The 17,799-nt window shown below is 59.8% G+C and carries 16 protein-coding genes and 2 pseudogenes; 8 read left to right on the forward strand and 10 right to left on the reverse strand.

Annotated features, from left to right (window positions below; all coding sequences use genetic code 11):
• Positions 1 to 116: 116 nt before the first annotated feature.
• A complete protein-coding gene (locus INS80_RS01875; protein ID WP_192963912.1) occupies positions 117 to 1,004 on the forward strand; it encodes a DMT family transporter in 888 nt (295 codons plus the stop codon).
• 7 nt (positions 1,005 to 1,011) lie between these two features.
• Here INS80_RS01875 and INS80_RS01880 read toward each other — a convergent pair whose 3' ends face one another.
• Positions 1,012 to 1,830 (reverse strand): ABC transporter permease, encoded by an 819-nt coding sequence (locus INS80_RS01880; protein WP_192963913.1) that lies wholly within the window; start codon positions 1,828 to 1,830, stop codon positions 1,012 to 1,014.
• Positions 1,831 to 2,023: 193 nt separating this feature from the next.
• On the opposite strand from INS80_RS01880, the gene INS80_RS01885 reads away from it, so the two are divergent.
• Both INS80_RS01885 and INS80_RS01890 read left to right on the forward strand, forming a co-directional pair.
• Positions 2,024 to 2,611: a GcrA family cell cycle regulator gene (locus INS80_RS01885; RefSeq protein ID WP_192963914.1), complete on the forward strand. Its 588-nt coding sequence runs from the start codon at positions 2,024 to 2,026 to the stop codon at positions 2,609 to 2,611.
• Between the two features lie 168 nt (positions 2,612 to 2,779).
• Positions 2,780 to 3,699, forward strand: a pseudogene (locus INS80_RS01890) (IS5 family transposase).
• 169 nt (positions 3,700 to 3,868) lie between these two features.
• Here INS80_RS01890 and INS80_RS01895 read toward each other — a convergent pair.
• The gene (locus INS80_RS01895; protein WP_192963915.1) at positions 3,869 to 4,387 is read right to left on the reverse strand and encodes a YHS domain-containing (seleno)protein; all 519 of its coding nucleotides are present in this window, start codon (positions 4,385 to 4,387) and stop codon (positions 3,869 to 3,871) included.
• 269 nt (positions 4,388 to 4,656) lie between these two features.
• On the opposite strand from INS80_RS01895, the gene yghU reads away from it, so the two are divergent.
• A complete protein-coding gene (gene yghU, locus INS80_RS01900; protein WP_192963916.1) occupies positions 4,657 to 5,532 on the forward strand; it encodes a glutathione-dependent disulfide-bond oxidoreductase in 876 nt (291 codons plus the stop codon).
• 273 nt (positions 5,533 to 5,805) lie between these two features.
• Here the strand turns inward: yghU and INS80_RS01905 are convergent, their stop codons facing one another.
• Together INS80_RS01905 and INS80_RS01910 are read right to left on the reverse strand one after the other, a co-directional pair.
• A complete protein-coding gene (locus tag INS80_RS01905) occupies positions 5,806 to 6,597 on the reverse strand; it encodes an SseB family protein (protein WP_192963917.1) in 792 nt (263 codons plus the stop codon).
• Positions 6,597 to 7,187, reverse strand: coding sequence for a uracil-DNA glycosylase family protein (locus INS80_RS01910; RefSeq protein WP_192967153.1), 591 nt, complete (start codon positions 7,185 to 7,187; stop codon positions 6,597 to 6,599). Before INS80_RS01910 ends, INS80_RS01905 begins: the two co-directional genes overlap by 1 nt.
• Positions 7,188 to 7,506: 319 nt before the next feature.
• Here INS80_RS01910 and INS80_RS01915 point away from each other — a divergent pair, with 319 nt between their 5' ends.
• From INS80_RS01915 to INS80_RS01930, 4 genes and pseudogenes are all read left to right on the forward strand, one after another.
• Complete coding sequence (locus tag INS80_RS01915) at positions 7,507 to 8,166, forward strand: ABC transporter ATP-binding protein (RefSeq protein WP_192963918.1); 660 nt, start codon at positions 7,507 to 7,509, stop codon at positions 8,164 to 8,166.
• Positions 8,144 to 9,811: pseudogene (locus INS80_RS01920) on the forward strand (KpsE/RkpR family capsule polysaccharide export protein). Before INS80_RS01915 ends, INS80_RS01920 begins: the two are co-directional and overlap by 23 nt.
• 4 nt (positions 9,812 to 9,815) lie before the next feature.
• The gene (kdsA, locus tag INS80_RS01925) at positions 9,816 to 10,649 is read left to right on the forward strand and encodes a 3-deoxy-8-phosphooctulonate synthase (protein WP_192963919.1); all 834 of its coding nucleotides are present in this window, start codon (positions 9,816 to 9,818) and stop codon (positions 10,647 to 10,649) included.
• Between the two features lie 19 nt (positions 10,650 to 10,668).
• Positions 10,669 to 12,165, forward strand: coding sequence for a phosphomannomutase/phosphoglucomutase (locus INS80_RS01930; protein WP_192963921.1), 1,497 nt, complete (start codon positions 10,669 to 10,671; stop codon positions 12,163 to 12,165).
• Positions 12,166 to 12,264: 99 nt separating this feature from the next.
• Here INS80_RS01930 and INS80_RS01935 read toward each other — a convergent pair whose 3' ends face one another.
• From INS80_RS01935 to INS80_RS01960, 6 genes are all read right to left on the reverse strand, one after another.
• Positions 12,265 to 14,214 carry an AsmA family protein gene (locus INS80_RS01935; protein ID WP_192963923.1) on the reverse strand — a complete coding sequence of 650 codons (1,950 nt, stop codon included), beginning with the start codon at positions 14,212 to 14,214 and terminating at the stop codon, positions 12,265 to 12,267.
• A gap of 136 nt (positions 14,215 to 14,350) precedes the next feature.
• A complete protein-coding gene (gene rimO, locus INS80_RS01940; RefSeq protein ID WP_192963924.1) occupies positions 14,351 to 15,763 on the reverse strand; it encodes a 30S ribosomal protein S12 methylthiotransferase RimO in 1,413 nt (470 codons plus the stop codon).
• A 211-nt stretch (positions 15,764 to 15,974) separates the two neighbouring features.
• Positions 15,975 to 16,247: a DUF6455 family protein gene (locus INS80_RS01945; RefSeq protein WP_192963926.1), complete on the reverse strand. Its 273-nt coding sequence runs from the start codon at positions 16,245 to 16,247 to the stop codon at positions 15,975 to 15,977.
• A 48-nt stretch (positions 16,248 to 16,295) separates the two neighbouring features.
• On the reverse strand, positions 16,296 to 16,580 hold the full coding sequence (locus INS80_RS01950; RefSeq protein ID WP_192963928.1) for a DUF6455 family protein: 285 nt from the start codon (positions 16,578 to 16,580) through the stop codon (positions 16,296 to 16,298).
• Positions 16,581 to 16,682: 102 nt separating this feature from the next.
• Positions 16,683 to 17,045 (reverse strand): YigZ family protein, encoded by a 363-nt coding sequence (locus INS80_RS01955; RefSeq protein ID WP_369411353.1) that lies wholly within the window; start codon positions 17,043 to 17,045, stop codon positions 16,683 to 16,685.
• A gap of 2 nt (positions 17,046 to 17,047) precedes the next feature.
• Complete coding sequence (locus INS80_RS01960) at positions 17,048 to 17,770, reverse strand: M48 family metallopeptidase (protein ID WP_192963930.1); 723 nt, start codon at positions 17,768 to 17,770, stop codon at positions 17,048 to 17,050.
• Positions 17,771 to 17,799 lie beyond the last annotated feature (29 nt).

The raw sequence follows: 17,799 nt of genomic DNA on the forward strand, positions 1-17,799 counted from the left end.
GTGCTCAAAATGGCGCAGCCACCCTGCCCTGCCGTATCTGGTGAAATGAACCGCTTCAGTTGAAGCCGCAGCTTTTGTTCTTGCACTTTGACGATAACGGGCGCACCGCTTGCGTCATGACCCATTCACCCCCTCAGAACCCGACGCTGGCAGCCGCGCTTATCCTGCTGGCGACAGCCTTTATCGCGGGCACCACCTTGATGGCCAAAACACTGGGCAGTGATGCGCTGGGTCCGCCGCTCCACCCCCTGCAGGTCTCTCATGGGCGGTTCCTTTTCGCATTCATGGCGATCTCCTCGGTGGTGATCGCCCTGCGCCCGAGGCTGCAGCGCCCACACTGGGGGCTGCACATCGGACGCACCACTTTTGGCTGGGGTGGCGTGACACTGATGTTTGCAGCTGTTGCCTATATCCCGCTGGCCGATGCAACGGCGATTACTTTTCTCAACCCCGTGTTCTGCATGCTGCTGGCAATTCCGCTGCTAGGCGAACGCGTCGGTCCCTGGCGCTGGGGCGCGGCAGGGGTCGCCTTGGTCGGCGCGATGATCCTGTTGCGCCCAACCCCGGACAGTTTTCAGCCCGCCGCCCTTATGGCGCTTGGCGCAGCCGTCGTGATGGGAATGGAGCTGATCTTCATCAAGAAGCTGTCGGGGCGCGAGGCGCCACTCCAGATCCTCTGGATCAACAACACCATTGGGGTGCTAATTGCCAGCCTGGCCGTATTGCCGGTCTGGCAAATGCCAACCCCTGAGCAATGGGCAGCGCTTGCCACTCTTGGCCTGCTGATGGCCTGCGCACAGGCCTGTTTCGTCAACGGGATGGCGCGCGGAGACGCGTCCTTCGTTGCTCCCTTCAGCTATGCCACGCTTATCTTTGCTGCGCTTTATGATTTCATGGGCTTCAACGTGGTGCCGGATGCCATCACCCTTTTGGGAGCAGGCATTATCCTTGCAGGGGCTGCCATCCTTGCCTGGCGCGAAGGGCGGCAAGCAAAGATGGCATGAATATCGATCAAGCCTTGAGCCGGTAGCCTTTGCGCAGCATCACCCATGCCAAAAAACAAATCGCAGTTGTCGCCGCAAGGCAGACGCCAAAGCCCAGCATTGGCGAGCTGTCCGAGGTGCCGATCACCCCGTAGCGCACGCCATCGATCAGGTAGAAGACCGGGTTTGCGTGGGAAATTGCCTGCAGCACCGGCGGCAGCGACTCGACCGAATAAAATGTGCCGGACAGGAAGGCCAGCGGCGTCACGATGAAGTTGGTGATCGCCGCCATCTGGTCAAACTTGTCCGCAAAGACACCCGCAACGATGCCAAGCCCACCAAGAAAGGCCGCGCCAAGTATCACGAAGAGCAGAGCGATCAGGGGGTGCTCGGGCACGATCTGCAGTGCAAGCATCAATCCCGCTGCGATTGCCACCGCAACGATCACACCGCGCGCCACAGCGCCCGCGAGATAACCGAGCAGCAGTTCAAGCCCCGACAAGGGCGGCATTAGGGTGTCTACAATATTGCCCTGCACCTTGGAAATCACGATCGAAGACGAGGTATTGGCAAAAGCGTTCTGGATAACCGTCATCATCATGATGCCAGGCGCCAGAAAGGTCAGGAAGGGCACTCCCATCACGTCGCCCCGTTTTGGCCCGATGGCAATATTGAAGATCATGAGGAACAGGGCCGCCGTCACCAGAGGCGCAAGTAGGGTCTGCGTCCAGACCACGGTGAAGCGCTTGATCTCCCGCCCGGCAAGTGTCTTAAGGCCAAGCCAGTTGACGGCGCCAAAGCGACGCTCACCCATTCCGACCCGATATGTGGTTTTCATCTCGCTCATGGGGTTCGCTCCTTTTGTGCCGTTGCCTATATGCCGCCCGAAAGGTTGAATGGACCCCCTTTGCATAACCCCTGAGCGGCGAGGCGCAAGACGCCTTGTAACTCGTGCGTCAGTGATTAAAATAGACGCTTAAATCGGAACTCGATGGCGGCCGCAGGATTCTGGGGCCGCTTTCAGCTTGGAAAGGCAACATATGTCCTGGACAGACGAGCGCGTCGAACTGCTCAAGAAAATGTGGGGCGAAGGCCAGTCGGCTAGCCAGATCGCCAAAGAACTGGGCGGGGTGACCCGCAATGCCGTGATCGGCAAGGTGCATCGCCTCGGTCTGTCCAATCGCGCGACCGGCGGATCGAAAGCCGCCGAACCCAAGGAAAAGCCTGCCGCAGCAGCAGCGCCCAAACCCGCGCCAAAGCCCAAGCCTCAGCCAAAGACAGAGCCTGCGCGCCCTGCCACCCCGGCTCCGGCAGCCTCGGCAGAGACCAAGGCGGCCATTCCAGCGCGCAAGCAGATCATCCCGGCCGGGCAGCCATTGCCGCCTCAGCCTTCGGCCAATGAGATCAGCCCCGAAGCTCTGGCCAAAGTCAACGAAGTCGAGAAGAAGGCGAAGAAGTTGACGCTGATGGAGCTGACAGAGCGCACCTGCAAATGGCCCGTGGGCGATCCCGCGACCGAAGATTTCTGGTTCTGTGGCCTGCCCGTTCAGCAAGGCAAACCCTACTGCGAAGCGCATGTGGGCGTCGCCTTCCAGCCCATGAGCGCGCGCCGCGACCGCAAACGGTAAGGGCTCTCTTTACCGGAGACCCCTTTTCTTGCACGACGGGCATGCGGTTTCCCTTGCTTGAATTCAGTGGGTTAGCAACGGGTACAGGCGCTTGCCCCTCTACGATGCACAAGATCAGAAACTGGTCTGCGGACAGTCGGCCATTTATGCGCCATTGGCTCAAGCACGATGGTCGCCCCACTGAGGGAGCGCGATTGGCTGTCGATCTGGTTTGATGTCGAGGTGAAATAGTATGCTCCGGCGCCCCCGCCAAGCGCGGTCGCCAGCGCGGATCCAGCGACCCGGCAATCCGAGTTTGTCTTAAGATGAAGTCGCTGTGCAGCATGCCGTTCCAACAGACGACGAAGGCCGTCGAGGGCTTGTTGCGGCTGGCAGGTCTTGACCGGACAAGGCCAGACTTGTGCACCCTTTGTCGCCGCCAGAACACGCTGAGCGTCACCATCTCCTATCGCGGAGGAATAGCTTCCTTGCACCTGCTGATCGACAGCAAGGCATTCTCTGCAATTGGTCCGAGGACAATACCGCGCGGGAAAAAAGGAGGGTCAAGGAGAGTGGAACGCCACAAGCGTGTTGGTCAAAAGAAGCACCTGTGGCGCAAGCGGCATCTCGGCATGGATGAAGAAACACTGGAGATCCACGCGGTTGGCGTCACGATCGGCACTGTCGACGGCGCATCTATGCTGCCGGACCTGCTGGATCAGAGCCCACCCGACCTAGAAATTGCCACCGTGACCGCAGACTGGGGCCTGTGACACGCGCAGATGCCGCAATTCGGTTACTTCTCGCGGAGCCGCCGCCCCATCCCGCAGCGCAAGAATGCCCGACTTTGCAAGTAAGCCACGGCGGGAACCATCGCGCGAGACGAAGCAGTGAGGGTCTGCAACTGGCTTGAACAGACACTCTGTCGAAAGATGACTGGATATTTTCGCCGAAGCCGCGCAGAGACGAAGATGAACTGAGTCAAACTTGCTGGCCAAAGCATCGTGGCCCACGACTTCGACCGACAGGTCACTGAGCTCCAGATCTGGATCGCGGCGCTAGACCGCCAAACCGCGCTTGGCATACCCGTCACAGCGCTCGCGGGATAAGCGTGTCCCGGGAAAGAACGCGTGCGCTCAAAACCCGATTGTATTGCCACAAAGCCTGAACGGGCGGCTGTTCGCGCCACCCTCGTTTTCATGACACAACTCTGTTGCGTAGACCCTTCTATCTGCTGACAAAACGGAAGCCTTCCCCATTGTCTCAGTCCGACCACGCTTAGCCACCTGTGGGCGCGGCCGACTGAAAGCCTGGGATCGAACGATCTGAGGCCGACTGCGGCTCGATACCGGGCCAATTGGCTTCTGAGCGATTCAGATTTCCAGAGATATCCTGTTCCCAGAAGCCCACCACATTGCGGGTCACGTTCAGGTACAGCTTGTCGTCCACGATCCGCCAAAGGTTCGGGTTGCCGGGCGCCTTGCCCCCTTTGGCCACACCATAAGCGCAATGGCCGTCGTACTGAGGCGCATAGTAGCCTGGGTTGGCGAGGAACCGATCCCGGTTTTCAGTGTTGGCGAAAGCGAAGCGCGCGCCATTGTAGTTGGCCGTGATATCGGCGCGCCCCGGAACCGCAGCGGGCTGAGGCGTTCCAACCGGCGCCTGTTCAAGGTTGCGATAGGCCACCACATCATAGCCCGAGACGGCAAAACCCGTTCCATCCAAATATTGCTCTCCAGCGAATGCGCCGGTTGACAGAACAAGCGCTGCCACGGCGCCCAATGCAATACTTTTCATAGCTCGTCCTTTCCAGATTGTTCCCGGCCCATCTGCGGACCACCTACCGATCGCTTCAGCATATCGCCTTCATCCGCTCTGCGAACCGGCCCTCACGCCCCTGTGTCCCTGCGTGAGTGCAGGCTCTTCTCTGCACACTTGCACGAAAAAGAGGCCAACCACACCTTCCAGTCATTGGAATTTTTCGAAACTATCCTACGTCGAAGACGATCACTTGAACCGGCAACCGCATCTTGCGGCCAGCCAGCAAACCAAACAGGGCCCATCACATGAGCGACACCAGCTACACCCCGCCGAAAGTCTGGACTTGGGATCAGGAGAGCGGCGGACGTTTTGCCTCCATAAACCGTCCCATCTCGGGCGCGACTCACGACAAGGAGTTGCCCGTAGGCAAGCATCCCTTCCAGCTTTATTCGCTGGCGACCCCAAATGGCGTCAAGGTCACAGTTATGTTCGAAGAGCTGCTGGCCAAAGGGCATGGCGACGCCGAATATGACGCCTGGCTGATCAATATCGGCGAGGGCGATCAGTTCGGATCGGGCTTTGTCGATATCAATCCGAACTCCAAGATACCGGCACTTATGGATCGCTCCGGCGATGCACCGGTGCGTGTCTTTGAGTCCGGTTCGATCCTGGTGCATCTGGCGGAAAAGTTCGGGGAGTTTTTGCCAGCGTCCGGGCCTGAGCGCACAGAGGTTATGAACTGGCTGTTCTGGCAAATGGGCAGCGCGCCCTATTTGGGCGGCGGATTTGGCCACTTCTATGCTTATGCACCGGAAAAATGGCAGTACCCCATCGACCGGTTTGCAATGGAAACCAAACGCCAGCTTGACGTGCTGGATCGCCAATTGGCCGACAACGAATTCATTGCCGGAAACGAGTACACCATTGCGGATATCGCGATCTGGCCGTGGTACGGCCAACTGGTTCTGGGCCGTCTCTACGAGGCAGCCGAGTTCCTGGACGTGGAAAGCTACAAGAACGTGATGCGTTGGGCCAAGGTCATTGACGCCCGCCCGGCCGTCAGCCGCGGCCGCATGGTAAACCGCGCTTTTGGAGAGCTGCACACCCAGCTGCGCGAACGCCACGACGCCAGCGACTTTGAAACCCGCACGCAGGACAAGCTTGAAGCCGAAGAATCCTGACCCCCCTTTTGTCCCACACCGCAACGCTCCCACGCACGCAGGCTCAGGTCGGCCTTGGCCCTCCTGAGCCTTTGCGCCCTTTGGCCCAGCGTCACCCAGCAAAGCAGCGGCACGGCCATCGCTTGGGGGAACAAGTCTTACGCTCATAAAACTTGTTTGCTCGCGCCGAACCAAAGGCGCCGCGGATAGCGCGGCGCCGGGCCCAACGGGAAAGGATCGTCCATAGGGCGGTTCTTGACGGGCGGGAGCGCCTCTCCTCTGGGAGCGCCCTTTTTACTTCAGCCGGGGTGGTTTGTCCGGGTCACTGCCCGGCATGGACGGCTGATAGACCTGCGCCTCCTGCGGCTGGGGCAGCTCAAAGCGCAGGCCCACGCGGGCCAGACTTGCTGCCGCGGTATCGGCTCCCGCAAAAAAGCCCACATCCAGCGCACCGGCCTCGATCCCGGAAAACGTCAGCGCTTCGCTGACCGCCTTGGCCAAGGCGCTTTGAGCGCCTTCTTTGGCATCAATAATGCCCAACAGGTGCCCCCTGCCCCCACCGTGGTAGGTCACGCCCACAAGATAGGCCGCTTGTGCCAGCCCTGCAGCAGTGGCGAGTTTCGCATCCAGCGCGGTCAGGAAAGCCTCTGGCAAGCCTTTGGGCGGCAGGAAACTCTCGACCTCCGCCTCTACCTCGTGCGGCGCATGACCAAGGGTTTCCTGCAGCCAGCTCACAGCCTGCGGCGGGATCAACATGGCCGAGGGCGCCACCTCAAGGTTCACACCGATGCCAATGTCCTGCCCCGCCAGCATCTGCACGATCCCGCGGCCCGACAACCCCGCATAGGGCACCGCACGGCCCGCGAACTCTGCCAGACGCTCTTCCCTGTCAAAGACAAGAACAAATCGCCCGTCCGGCGTGTCAAACAAAGCAGGCTCGATCGTTTCTCCCTCGACCTCCTTGTCCAGCATCAGGAACAGCTCACAATCGGACAGACGTTCGTAAAACCGCAGCCGCGCCGCATCCGAGGAGGGATCGGCCTCCATCCGGGCATGAGCTTGGTCCAATTGGGTAGGCAACGACATTATATCAGCTCCTTGACCCGCAACCTCAGTGCAGGCAGCAGGTCCGTTTCAAACCAGGGATGGCGTTTCAGCCATGCGGTATTGCGCCAGGACGGATGAGGCAAGGGAAAGATCTGCGGCGCATGTTCACGCCATCCCCTGACCCGATCAGTGACACGCCCCGCTCCGCCAAGGTGATACCGCTGGGCATGAGCACCGACCACAATGGTAAGCTCAACCTCTGGCATAGCCTGCATCACCTGTTCTCGCCAGGTGCGGGCGCAAACCGGCGGGGGCGGCAGATCCGCCTGTTTCGCATTATAGCCGGGAAAACAAAAGGCCATAGGGACAATGGCGACACGGTCGCGGTCATAAAATTGGGCTTCGCTCATTCCAAGCCACTGGCGCAAACGATCACCGGATGCGTCCGTGAAAGGGCGCCCGCTTTGATGAACCCGCGCACCGGGCGCCTGCCCTGCGATGAGAATGCGGGCCGAAGGGCGAAACCAGACTACGGGACGAGGCGCATGATGCGTTGCCGTCAGCGCAAAACGATCTGCGCACAATCGACAGTCGCAGATCTGCCGCTGCAAGGCCCGAACAGTGTTCATGCGCTCCATCACTGTTTCACTTTTGGCAACAAAAAGAATAGACTAACGGAAAGAGGCTCATTGGCGGAACAAATATCTCACCCTCCCCGTTGCGACAAAGAGCACAGCAAGACGTTAAGGCTTCGTTTCGGAAAAGGAACACAATTTGACACAACAAAGCCTGATTTCCCGCGTAGGACGTTAATATTATTCAGCTATCCACAACAGATACAAGCAGGATGAGACCAGGCTGCCCCATCTGCCGCCCCGGTAGATCAAGTGGCCCAAACAACAACCAGCGCCGGAGAGCGGGCAAGAACAGGCAAGACCGGAAGACGCGATGCTCGAGTTTGAAAATGTCAGCAAGTCCTTCTGGACGGGCAAACAGCGCAAGGTGATTCTCGACCGGGTCTCCTTTCGGGTCGAGCTTGGCAAATCAGTCGGCATACTCGCTCCCAATGGAACTGGCAAAACCACCTTGATCAACATGATGGCCGGTCTGGAAAAGCCCGATGAGGGTGAGATCCGGCGCGGCTGCAAGATTTCGTTTCCGCTGGGTTTCATGGGCGGCGTGATCAGCCGCCTATCGGGCATGGACAACAGCCGTTACATCGCCAAGCTTTATGGCCTCGACGCGGACTATGTCGAAGCCTATTGTCGCTGGCTCTGCGGATTGGGCGAATACTTCGATCAACCGCTTGGCACTTACTCTTCGGGGATGCGGGCGCGGTTCAGCTTTTCTTTGATGCTGGCGCTGGACTTCGATATCTATCTTATTGACGAGGGGATGCCCAGTACGACCGACGTGGAGTTCAACCGCAAAGCGGGTGAGATCCTGCAAGAGCGTCTGCAAACCACAACGATTGTCATCGTATCCCACCAGCCCAAGACGCTGGAGAAATTTGCCCGTTCCGCAGCCGTGTTGGTCGACGGACATCTGCACATGTTTGAAACCTTGGAAGAAGCGAAACAGCTCTATGACTACCAAACCCAAGGCTAAAAAGTTTCGGATCCGCCGCAGCTCAAGCGCTGCCGGAGGGCAAGGCGGCCAGGTCGCGGCAGCACGTCCCGTCGAGACGCCAGGCCCCGGAAGCAGCGCTCAGGCTGCCAGCGCTTCTGCCCGGCCTGCGGCTGCCTCCTCGGCACAGGGGGCTGCAGATCCCGTACGCACTGGCCAGGTCAGCAGCGCCCGCGAAATGAAGGCGTCGACCGATATCGACGACATCCGGCGCGAGGGGCTTACGGGACGGCAACTGCGGCTTGCACGCCGGGTGGCTCAGCAGCACAACCTGCCCGTAACATCCGATTTCGAAGCCGTGCGCCTGCTCCGCCTCAAGGGCATCGACCCCTTCAAACGCGCCAACATGCTTGAACTGGTGGTCCCGCAGAACTCGGCACGCCCTGAAGGCACCCCGACACCGGGCGCGGTGCAGTTGCCGCAGACGGTCCCCGCAGGCAAGACGACACTGCCGTCGACCGAACTAAGCCCGGCCGAGCGTCGCAACCGTGAAATCCAGGAAATCCAACGGGACCTTGCCCGCAGACGTCGACGCAAGCTGAGCCTGCTCCTAGCCCGGCTCGCGTTCTTCGTGATCCTGCCAACGCTGATCACAGGATACTACTTTTACAAGGTCGCAACACCGATGTATGCGGCCAAATCCGAATTTCTGGTACTCAAAGCCGACAGCGCAGGTGGCGGTGGCCTCGGCGGGCTGCTCAGCGGAACGCAATTCGCCACCAGTCAGGATTCGATCGCTGTCCAAAGCTATCTGCAATCCAAAGAAGCCATGCTGCGCCTTGACGACGAGGCCGGTTTCAAATCACATTTCACACAGGACTGGATCGATCCCATCCAGCGCTTGACCACGGATCCCTCCAATGAGGAAGCCTACAAGACCTACCAGCGAAACGTGAAAATCGGCTATGATCCGACCGAGGGCGTGATCCGCATGGAAGTGACTGCAGCCGATCCCGGCGTCTCTGCAGAATTCTCTCGCCGCCTGATCACCTATGCGCAAGAGAAGGTGAACCAGCTGTCAGAGCAGAAACGCTCCGATCAGGTGGGCGAAGCAGAGGCGGCGCTTGCGCTTGCAGAAACCCAGCGCCGCGAAGCGCAGGAACGCCTTGTCCGTCTTCAGCAAAAGGGGGCTGTGCTGGACCCCGAGGGCGTGATCATGTCGTTGCGCTCGCAGATCTCGACATTCGAAGTGCAACTCCAGGAAAAGCAACTGGAACTGGCGGCTCTCATGGACAACACCCGTCCCAACCGCGCCAAGGTTGATGGGGCCGAAGCGGATATCGCCCGGCTTGAAGCGCTGATCCAGCGGCTGAATGATCGCATGACCAACGCCTCTGCAGGCGAAAACTCGCTAGCCAACCTGAGCGTTCAGATTCAAATGGCTCAGGCCGACCTTGCGACCCGCGATCTGATGCTGCAATCGGCCTTGCAGCAAGTGGAAACCACGCGCATGGAAGCCAACCGGCAGGTGCGTTACCTGACCACCGCCGTTGAACCTGTTCCGAGCGAAGAAGCCACTTAACCGCGCAAGTTCGAAAATACGATTTTGGCATTCCTGATCTTTTCCGGTATCTACCTGATGTGTTCGCTCACAGCATCCATTCTCCGGGAACAGGTATCCTCTTAATCTCATGAAACACATCGATATCGCCGGGCTGACCATCGGCAATGACTGTCCCCTGACAGTGATTGCCGGTCCTTGCCAGCTGGAAACCGCCGATCACGCCCGCATGATTGCCGGCAAAATGAAAGAGGCCTGTGCAGCCGCAGGGGCGCAGTATGTCTTCAAGGCATCGTATGACAAGGCCAACCGGACCTCGCTCTCCGGCAAACGCGGCCTTGGGCTTGAGGAAGGGCTGAGGGTTCTCGACGAAATTCGCCGTGAATTCGATGTTCCCGTGCTGACCGATGTCCACACCGAGGAACAGTGCGCCGTGGCCGCCGAAGCTGTGGATATCCTGCAAATCCCCGCGTTCCTGTGCCGACAGACCGACATGCTGCTGGCAGCTGGGCGCACCGGAAAGGCGGTCAATATCAAGAAGGGGCAGTTCCTTGCACCCTGGGATATGGCCAATGTCGTCGCCAAGGTCGAAAGCACCGGCAACGACAAGATACTTCTCACCGAGCGCGGCGCCTCTTTTGGGTATAATGCACTGGTGGCCGATATGCGCTCTTTGCCGATCATGGCGCAAACCGGCTATCCGGTTGTCATGGACGCAACCCACGCCGTGCAACAACCGGGCGGACAGGGTGGATCTTCTGGCGGCAAGCGTGAATTTGCACCCGTTATGGCCCGCGCTGCCGTCTCATTGGGCATCTCCGCCGTTTTCATTGAAACACACGAAGATCCCGATAGCGCGCCCTCGGATGGGCCGAATATGATTTACCTTGATGACATGCCAAAATTGGTTGAAACGCTCATGGCATTCGACCGCTTGGCAAAAGCAAACCCTATTACGATTTAGAACCCGAAAGGGACCTTTCATGACTAAACCCATCTCGCCGGTTACACCAAACACCTGGTCCTTTCTGCGCGATCCGATGATCACACCCACCGGCTTTCGCGAGTATGACGCACGCTGGAAGTACCCCGAGGAAATCAATCTTCCCGGCATGACCGCCCTTGGCCTTGGCCTTGGCACCCAGATGCACAAGCGCGGAATCGCTCCGGTTATTGCCGTGGGTAACGATTACCGTGACTACTCGCTGGCTATCAAACAGGCGCTGATCCTTGGCCTTCTGCAGGCAGGCATCAAGGTCAAGGACATCGGTCCCGCCGTATCGCCTATGGCCTATTTCGCACAGTTCCATCTGGATGTTCCTGCCGTGGCCATGGTCACCGCCAGCCACAACCCCAACGGCTGGACCGGTGTAAAGATGGGCTTTGACCGCCCTCTTACCCATGGCCCCGATGAGATGGCAGAGCTGCGCGACATCGTGCTGAACGGCGAAGGGGTCGCGCGCGAGGGCGGCTCTTACGAGTTCGTCGATGGTGTCAAGGAAGCCTACCTTGACGATCTGGTCGGCGATTTCAAGATGTCCCGCAAGCTCAAGGTGGTTTGCGCCACCGGAAACGGCACCGCCTCGGCCTTTGGTCCCGAACTGTTCGAGAGGATCGGTGTGGAGGTCGTGCCCAGCCACAATGAACTCGACTACACCTTCCCCAACTACAATCCGAACCCCGAAGCCATGGAGATGCTCCATGACATGTCAGACACGGTCAAAGCCACGGGCGCAGATTTCGCGCTTGGGTTTGATGGCGATGGCGACCGCTGTGGGGTGGTGGACGATGAGGGCGAAGAGATCTTTGCCGACAAGGTGGGCGTCATAATGGCCCGCGATCTTTCCAAGCTTTATCCGAATTCGACCTTTGTTGCGGATGTGAAGTCCACAGGCCTTTTTGCCTCCGATCCCGAGCTGCAGAAAAATGGCGTCACGGCGGATTACTGGAAGACTGGCCACAGCCACATGAAACGGCGTGTGAAGGAAATCGGCGCGCTGGCGGGTTTCGAGAAATCCGGCCACTACTTCCTCGCTGAACCGGTCGGGCGCGGCTATGACTGCGGTATGCGTGTGGCGGTGGAGATCTGCAAGCTGATGGATCGCAACCCCGATATGAAGATGTCGGATCTGAGGAAAGCTCTGCCGAAGACCTGGTCGACCCCGACAATGTCCCCTTATTGCGCCGATACCGAGAAATACACCGTTCTGGAGCGACTGGTGGAGAAACTGGTCGCCAAGGCCGAAGCTGGCGACACCGTTGCGGGGCGCCCGATCAAAGAGGTCGTCACGGTCAACGGGGCCCGCGTGATCCTGGACAATGGCTCCTGGGGGCTGGTGCGTGCGTCATCCAACACGCCAAACTTGGTGGTGGTCTGTGAGAGCAGTGAAAGCGAAGAGGAAATGCGTGCGATCTTTGCCGATATCGACGCGGTGATACGCACCGAGCCGCTGGTCGGAGACTATGATCAGACCATTTGATCCCCGCACGGCGATCTGAGGTTTTTCGCCTGGCTTGCGCCAGTCGACCGGCGCGCCCACCTTTGGTGGGCGCGTTTTCTTTTCCCGCGCACCTTTACGTTAGTTCCCCTGCAACAGCCGCAAGAGCTGCTCTTTGGCCTCCTGTTCGATCCGGTCCCTGATCACCTCGTTGAGGTCCGCATCCGGGGCTATTTCGGTCTCCAGCTCTTCGCTCAGCTTTTCTCGCACCCGTTCTTTGGCCTCATCTTCGATCTCCTCAACCTTGGGGCGCAGCGCCCCCTCCAGATCGGGACGGATCCTGGGCGCGCTCCAAGGGCCGGTGATAGCCACAGGGATCGACAACCCAGCCCCACCGTCAGAACCTTGCAGGGTTGGCGTAAAGCGGTAGTCGAGATCCCGCGCCCCGAGACCGACCCGACCGGCACCATCGGCCCTTAACCCTTTGATCGACAACAAAAGATCGGAATTGTTCAGATTGCCATCGGTGATCGCATAGCTTCCGGTCAGGCTCTCAAAAACCGTGCTGCCGCCATTGCCGCGCCCCTCGCGCATCAATCCCTCCAGATCAAAGCCGGTAAAGAAGCCCTTGCCCACCTCAAGCCAGCCCTTGCCGCTGAGCGAGCGCATGATCGCGTCAATCGAATTACCCACCCCCAAATATTCTAGCTCACCCAAAGCCGCACCATGCAGCCGCGTATAGCCCGCAGTCTGACCCAGAGCCTGTTCAAGCTGAATATCGTTGAACGCCAGCTTGCCCCCCACTGACAAACCGCTTCGGTTGTTTGCGACCAGCTGACCCGTCACCTGCCCGCCGAAAAGGGCTGCGGGCTGCGCCTTCAACACTGCACGGGCACGATCAATTGTCAGCGTCAGCTTGCTTTCGCCAAGTCTGTAGCCCGCTGCATCAAGACTTTTGAACGACAGGACCGCAGTCGCATTCAGCTCCGACAGCGCAGAGGCATCGATCGGTTCCTTCGGCCAGCCTTCGTCACTGCCCCCAGCGCCGGAAGCGGAACTGCCCCCCGGGGTGGTCTCCGAGAGCCCCGGGAAAGAAAGGGCACCCGCCGAGAGCTGCGCTGTGACTTCGGGAACATCTTTGAGAACAAGATCCATGGCGCCTTGGATCAGGTTCCCATCCAGATCCAGCGAGAGATCTCGCAGCGCAAGACGCCCATCCGGGGTGTAGGTGGCATCGGCGCCAACCACGGCAGCCTGACCCGCCCCCTTCGGCAGGTTCACACCTGCAGCGCCGAAGGCTGACGCAAAGGCAGCCGTGTCTGATGTCTTGAGGGTAACGCGTCCGCTGCCTGCCCCTTCGATCCCGGCGCGCCCGTCAAAACGCATTACGCCCCCCGGCGCCGTGACCGTTGCGCCCACAGAAGACACCTTTCCCGCCAGAAACTCCGAAAAAGTGCCCACCTCACCCTTGATCTGAACCGGAACCTGCACCGGCCGCAGTGTCGCCTCGATATTCACGGTACCGCTTGGATCAGGCCAGTTGAGCGCCAGATCGATCGCCTTCATTTCGAAGACCTCGCCTCCGTATGGCGCATAGCGCAAAGAGGCCCCTGTCAGGGCGAGCTTTTCAATCTGCACTGGCAATGGTGCGGTCGCGGTCTCTGCCGCGACCTGAGCCGCATCAGAGCGATCTGCCACAGACGCATCCGGTGTCATCACCCAATTGCCGGTCCCATCTGCACGAGTCGCCAGGTTAAGCTGCGGCAACAGCGCCGTGATCTCCGTTATCCTGACTTCTCCGCGCAGCAGATCCGCTGCCGAGACGCCAATGGACATGCGCGCGGCTTCAAGCATCGGCTCAGGACCTGCCCAATCGGCATTGGAGAGCGTAACTCCTTCGGTCCGGACCCCAAGCACCGGCCAGAGAGTGAAGCCCACTTCGCCCTTGAACTCAAGCTTGCGCCCGGTCTGTGCCTCAAGCTGCTGCGCGGCAAGCGAAGCAACCCTTTCCCCCGGCAGCATAAGAACCACGCCAATCAGCAAAGCCGCTGTCAGGATTATTGCCGAAAGAACCCGAATGATCAGCCGCATAGCGCCCTCCCCTGCCTGTTGAGCCAAGGATACAGAGCGGCGGGAAGGGTGCAATAGCCGGGGTGAGTAGCCAAAAAATGACTGGCTCGGCTGAGGCCGCATGACAGTTTCATTTTAGGGCAGCACTGCTCGACGATTACTCGCCCGCGACCAACGCTCCCCAAAGGTCATATTCCCCGGCCTCGTCCACTTCGACCGTGACCAGGTCGCCAACGCTCAACCCTTCGGTGCCCTCGTCGATGAAGAGGTTGCCGTCGATCTCGGGCGCATCGGCCTTGGTGCGGCAGGTGGCGATGCCGTCTTCATCGATGTCGTCTACGATCACCTGGCAGATCTGGCCGACCTTGGCGGCCAGTTTCGCCTCGGAAATGGCTTGGGCCTTTTCCATGAACCGCTCCCAGCGCTCCTGCTTGACCTCTTCCGCCACGTGGTCCGGCAGATCGTTCGACCGCGCTCCGGCGACGTTTTCGTATTTGAAGCAGCCAACCCGGTCGAGTTGCGCCTCATCCATCCACTCCAGCAGGTGCTGGAATTCGGCTTCGGTTTCACCGGGATAGCCGACGATAAAGGTGGAGCGCAGGGTGATATCGGGGCAGGTCTCCCGCCAGGCGCGGATTTCATCCAGCGTCTTGGCAGCCGCCGCCGGGCGCGCCATGCGTTTCAGCACATCCGGGTGGGCGTGCTGAAACGGGATGTCCAGATAGGGCAGCAGCGCGTTGTCCGGATCCGCCATCAGCGGGATCAACTCACGCACATGGGGGTACGGATAGACATAATGCAGCCGCACCCAGAGGTCAGAAGCGGGTGCCAACGCGCCCAAAGCGCGGGACAGATCGGTGATATGACTGCGGATTTCGCCGTCTTTCCAAGGATTCACGTCATACTTTCGATCCAGACCATAGGCCGAGGTGTCCTGGCTGATCACCAATAGCTCGCGCACGCCCGCGTCCACCAGCTTCTCCGCCTCACGCAGCACCGCATGAGCGGGCCGCGAGGCAAGCCGTCCACGCATGTCCGGGATGATGCAGAACTTGCACTTGTGATTGCATCCTTCCGAGATCTTCAGATAGCTGAAGTGGCGCGGTGTCAGGCTGACGCCGGTGGCAGGTAGAAGATCGACAAAGGGATCAGGGCTTGGCGGCACTGCGGCATGCACGGCATCCAGCACCTGTTCGTACTGGTGTGGGCCGGTGACGGCCAGGATGCGCGGGTGGTGCTCGCGAATGTAATCCGGTTCGGCCCCTAGACAGCCGGTGACGATGACCTTGCCGTTTTCCTTGAGCGCTTCGCCGATGGCTTCCAGGCTCTCAGCCTTGGCACTGTCGAGGAAGCCGCAGGTATTGACGATCACCGCGTCTGCGCCTGCGTAATCAGCCGAGATGCCATACCCTTCGGCGCGCAGGCGAGTCAGGATCCGCTCACTGTCCACCAGTGCCTTGGGGCAGCCGAGTGACACCATGCCAAGGGTCGGCTGGCCCTGGCGGGGGGCATCACCGAACTGAGCTTTCGGGGCGAGGTCGGGGCGGAGATCTGGCGGATTGCTGGTCATGGCAGCGCATATAGTACGCGGGCCTGGGTTTGGGAATGGATGATTTGTCGGGCTCCACATGCCAAACGCTGCCCCCTGCTGCGCAGCAGCGCCCGGCCCAAGGCGGCCAGAGGGTCTTCGGCGCAGCCAAGGCGGGCGCGGGCGCAGGAGCACTTTGCCTTTACCCCTCCCTGCGGTCGGGGATCAAAGCGCGAGCTTCGCGTCCAAAAAATCAGTCTTGGGAAACGTCTTCTGAGGCGCGCAGACTGCGCAAGCAATTTGCATTGTTACATTCCACAGGTGCTTCGAGGGCATGCTCGTGCGTCGCCAGCCAGCGCTCGCATTTCTCGACGCAATCGCAGGCTCTGCAACGGTTGACCATATTAGCCCAGTCCTCCGGGGTGATCTCGCCTTCGGCAAAGGCCTTGGCCAGATCCACGTCTACTGTTTTCGCCATGAGCCCCAACAGTCTCAGATGGACGAGCGCATCACCCAGCGGCTGCATGGCAAACCCTCTCGCTTTCTCCGGCGATGTCGCCTAACGCCTCCCCCATCACAAGGATGGCTCGCTCAGATAGCCGAGCAGGTCCCTGTTACGACAATAATCCGGCGTCTCTGCCAGCACACCCGGCTTGCTTGAGGTCTGCAGCAAGCTTTGGCATTTTTCCGGGTGCGCGCAACGCGTGCAACGCAAGACTGCCTCACCGATCTCATCAAAGTTCAGCCGACCCGCGATGGCTTCTTCCTGAAGATCCAATCCCAGCGCCTGCCCCATATCATCAAACAGGGCCGCATGCGTTCTTAGTTTGTCGCCTTGCTGTCGCAAACTATCATCCATCGCGCGTTCTCCCAGATGCGTTTCATGCATAAGGGTAGCAGGACAGGACTCGGCCACCTTGATACAGGTCAAGGCTGCAAAACACGGGTCCCGCGCACAACGTTAAAGGTCTGTCAAATAAGCGCGCACCGCGTCCTGTACCCGCCGGAAGCGGTCCCCGCCCAGTTTCTTGCCACCGTACCAGCGAGTGACGATGATGACATGATTACTGATATCCTCCCGTTCCATCATGCGCAGGATCACCATGCCGGCGCCGCTTTCTCCGTCATCCGCCTTGAGGCCGCCAGTCGGCAGCATGGCCGCCCAGGTGTTGTGCGTTGCCTTTGCGTAGGCACGGTCGGTCTTGAGTTCCCCAAGCACCGCATCCACATCCCCGCGCGATGAAACAGGTGCGCCGCTAACCGCATAGCGGGATCCGCGATCCGTCAGGACCACGCCCAGTTTTCTTATCTGGATCTCCCCCACGATCAGTTCAGCCCGTAGCGTGTGATGGTTTCCTGCACGATGCGCACCCGGTCTGGGTTGGCCGGATGGGTGCCAAGAAACCTGTCCCCGGGATCAGGTAGACGGTCAAAGAATTTCACGCCGACGCTGGGACGGTAACCGGCCTTGTGGGTTATGAGAGTACCCAACCTGTCGGCCTCAAGCTCAAACTCCTTGGAGTAACTGCGCGCGCCGACAATTGCGCCTAGATCCTGCGCGTTAGAAATATCCGCCGCGCTGCCCCCGGCCAGACTGGCAAGCCCCGCCAGAAGCACCGAACCTGCAACCGCGTTCTGTTGCTGGCGCGCCAGATGCCCCTCTATGTGATGAGCCGCCTCATGAGCCATGACAAAGGCAAGCTCATCCTGATTTGCGATCTGCACCAGCATCGCGCGGGTAAAGGTGATCACGGGCTGCCCGTTGCGCGAAAGGCTCTGGTATGCGTTTGGCGGCGCTTGTGGGTCCGGATCAATCCCAATGGCGAAATTGCAGTTCATGCCGCTCGTCTGCGCTCGGCACGTCCGTTCCGCGACAGGCTCAACGCGCGCTTTGACCGTGGCAAAAGCTGCCTGAGCTTGCTGCTCAGACAGTCCGGCAACCGCCGGTCCTTGACCGACCTGGGGCGCATCCAGCGTTGATAGCGGGGGCACCGGAACCGCACAGGCTCCCAGTACGCCGAGGACAAAACTCAAAACTACAAAGCGCATCTTGAAATCCTTGTCTTGGTTACGCAGTC

This window comes from Phycobacter azelaicus (assembly GCF_014884385.1).
In the GTDB taxonomy this organism is placed as follows: Bacteria; Pseudomonadota; Alphaproteobacteria; order Rhodobacterales; family Rhodobacteraceae; genus Phycobacter; species Phycobacter azelaicus.

Excerpts from the sequence above, each read along its gene's own strand:
- INS80_RS01875 (WP_192963912.1), top strand. The coding sequence starts at position 117 with ATGACCCATTCACCCCCTCAGAACCCGACGCTGGCAGCCGCGCTTATC.
- INS80_RS01880 (WP_192963913.1), bottom strand. The coding sequence starts at position 1,830 with ATGAGCGAGATGAAAACCACATATCGGGTCGGAATGGGTGAGCGTCGC.
- INS80_RS01885 (WP_192963914.1), top strand. The coding sequence starts at position 2,024 with ATGTCCTGGACAGACGAGCGCGTCGAACTGCTCAAGAAAATGTGGGGC.
- INS80_RS01895 (WP_192963915.1), bottom strand. The coding sequence starts at position 4,387 with ATGAAAAGTATTGCATTGGGCGCCGTGGCAGCGCTTGTTCTGTCAACC.
- yghU (WP_192963916.1), top strand. The coding sequence starts at position 4,657 with ATGAGCGACACCAGCTACACCCCGCCGAAAGTCTGGACTTGGGATCAG.
- INS80_RS01905 (WP_192963917.1), bottom strand. The coding sequence starts at position 6,597 with ATGTCGTTGCCTACCCAATTGGACCAAGCTCATGCCCGGATGGAGGCC.
- INS80_RS01910 (WP_192967153.1), bottom strand. The coding sequence starts at position 7,187 with ATGAACACTGTTCGGGCCTTGCAGCGGCAGATCTGCGACTGTCGATTG.
- INS80_RS01915 (WP_192963918.1), top strand. The coding sequence starts at position 7,507 with ATGCTCGAGTTTGAAAATGTCAGCAAGTCCTTCTGGACGGGCAAACAG.
- kdsA (WP_192963919.1), top strand. The coding sequence starts at position 9,816 with ATGAAACACATCGATATCGCCGGGCTGACCATCGGCAATGACTGTCCC.
- INS80_RS01930 (WP_192963921.1), top strand. The coding sequence starts at position 10,669 with ATGACTAAACCCATCTCGCCGGTTACACCAAACACCTGGTCCTTTCTG.
- INS80_RS01935 (WP_192963923.1), bottom strand. The coding sequence starts at position 14,214 with ATGCGGCTGATCATTCGGGTTCTTTCGGCAATAATCCTGACAGCGGCT.
- rimO (WP_192963924.1), bottom strand. The coding sequence starts at position 15,763 with ATGACCAGCAATCCGCCAGATCTCCGCCCCGACCTCGCCCCGAAAGCT.
- INS80_RS01945 (WP_192963926.1), bottom strand. The coding sequence starts at position 16,247 with ATGCAGCCGCTGGGTGATGCGCTCGTCCATCTGAGACTGTTGGGGCTC.
- INS80_RS01950 (WP_192963928.1), bottom strand. The coding sequence starts at position 16,580 with ATGGATGATAGTTTGCGACAGCAAGGCGACAAACTAAGAACGCATGCG.
- INS80_RS01960 (WP_192963930.1), bottom strand. The coding sequence starts at position 17,770 with ATGCGCTTTGTAGTTTTGAGTTTTGTCCTCGGCGTACTGGGAGCCTGT.